At 45.7% G+C, this 2,014-nt stretch carries 1 protein-coding gene; it reads right to left on the bottom strand.

Annotated features, from left to right (window positions below; translation table 11 throughout):
* Positions 1-242: 242 nt before the first annotated feature.
* A complete protein-coding gene (locus tag AC4II3_RS32565) occupies positions 243-1,022 on the bottom strand; it encodes a WecB/TagA/CpsF family glycosyltransferase (RefSeq protein ID WP_488009616.1) in 780 nt (259 codons plus the stop codon).
* Between the last annotated feature and the right edge of the window lie 992 nt (positions 1,023-2,014).

Consider the following 2,014-nt stretch of genomic DNA (forward strand, 5'->3'; position numbering starts at 1 on the left):
GGAACCCACCCCTAACCCCTCCCAGGAGGGGAATATGGGGAGATGGGGAGATGGGGAGATGGGGAGTCAGATGAGTGACTGGTATTCTACGGGACTGAGAATGTGCTGACGCAAGCCTTAGCACACAGCCGCTCCCCATTTGCGTTCGCGTAGCGTGGCCCTAGGCCAATCGCATCAAGATAATACTCGACAATACTAATGTTGCGAACTAATACTGCAAGGTCTATTGATGAGGGATTAGGTTATGCCATTCTTTGACCTAAGGCTTTGAGAGCAAACTGAGGCAGAACCATCATTCTTTGACCTAAGGCTTTGAGAGCAAACTGAGGCAGAACCATCATTCGCCGCCAACGGTGGGGTTCTTGATACAACCGATATAACCATTCAAGATTATTGTTCCGGAACCAGGCTGGCGCACGGGTTTTAGCCCCTGACCAGATATCAAAGCTACCACCAACACCAATCCAAATGGATTGGGGACACAGGTGGCGATTCTGGGCAATCCAAAATTCTTGACGTGGTACACCTAAGCCAACTAATATGATTTTGGGCTGCTTTTGTTTTAAGGTGAGCTTTAATTCTTCCTCTGCTTCTGCACTGAGGTAGCCATCACTAATTCCAGCGATCGCTAGATTTGGAACTCTCTTCTGCCAAACCCTAGCTGTTTTTTGGACTACATGAGGGGCTGCCCCATAGAAGAACACTGGGCAAGATTCTCCGTATTGTCCAGCCTTGGCCAGTAAAGACTGAGCTAGTTCAATTCCTGGACAGCGCTGCTTTTTTTTACCGTGGAGCCGTAAGTAAAATATAATACCCGCCCCATCAGGAATCACCAATTCTGCCTGCTTGATAACGGCAGCTAGCTCAGGGTTGCGCTCTCCCTGGATTGCCATTTCGGCATTTAGAGTTACTACATGACTACCTAGACCTTTGGTGAGACGATCGTCTAAGTAGTGACTGTAGTTGTCTAAAAGGTGAACGGGTAACCCCAAGACAGGAAATTGTTCAGCTGTTTCAAACATTGGCTTTTGCATACCCTCACATCACCCATGTATTTTATTAGAAATTTAAACACTGAAAACTCCGTCACAAAGCGAGCTCAGATGAAAGTGACTAGCGAATTTAGTCCCCTAGAAATAATTCTAGTATTTGAGGTTGACGATTATGTAGCGCTAGGATATACTGAAACCATGAGTACAGGTTGAAAAACCGAGGCGCAACCGGGAGAGAGACCCGCCCCTGCTTGACCTTAAAATAATAATGCTCGGAGGGTAGGGAAAGTCCTCCTTAAAAACCCAGTCATCAATTAACCGTTGGTGTGTGAACCCAGCAAAAACACGATTTGAGATAAAAACGGTACGGCGGGGCACGCCGGAACCAGGTGAATTAGAAAGCAACGGACTTTAATCACGCACTTTCTAGCAAGTAACCAAACGCCCAAGGAGAATTGCCCGCTGGGTCTACTGTGAACTAAACTGAATTCTTGGTCTTGACGGGTCTTTGGTTTAGATATTGCTTACTTTTTGGCGGCGTCAAAGATTAGGACACAGTGGTTTAAGGCAGCTCGTCGATCTGGGAATCGCCGTTCTTTCAAGACGGCGAGTGTCAATCTACGTCAGAGCAGTTAAACCCTTCGGCTATAGCCGAACTTGTTATGGTAATTGGAATTTAACTGATGCTGAAATCATTACTGGGCATGGCTTTGAGAGTTAAAAATGTTTTGCTCAAGTCCAATCCTTTTTCCCAATAAGGGGATAACAGATTTGGGCGGTTATTTAGGATGATCTCTTATGGGAGAGCCAAAACTTCTTTAATTAACTCCTAAGGATTTGGCACTAATCAGGAAAACTTGCGAATTGGGTTGGGAATTGGGTATGTGATTGGGTTGGAATTGAGAATTGGGATCTGATGGTGGTGTTGAACTCAATTAGCTTCCGGCAAAATTCATCCCACATCTCAATGCGCAGCATGAGTGTGGGATGAATTTTGCACAGAGTCTTTCACAAAAGACCAA

Source organism: Moorena sp., assembly GCF_982860115.1.

What these genes read in the sequence shown, in the direction of transcription:
- AC4II3_RS32565 (WP_488009616.1), bottom strand. Translation starts at nt 1,022, where the DNA reads ATGTTTGAAACAGCTGAACAATTTCCTGTCTTGGGGTTACCCGTTCAC.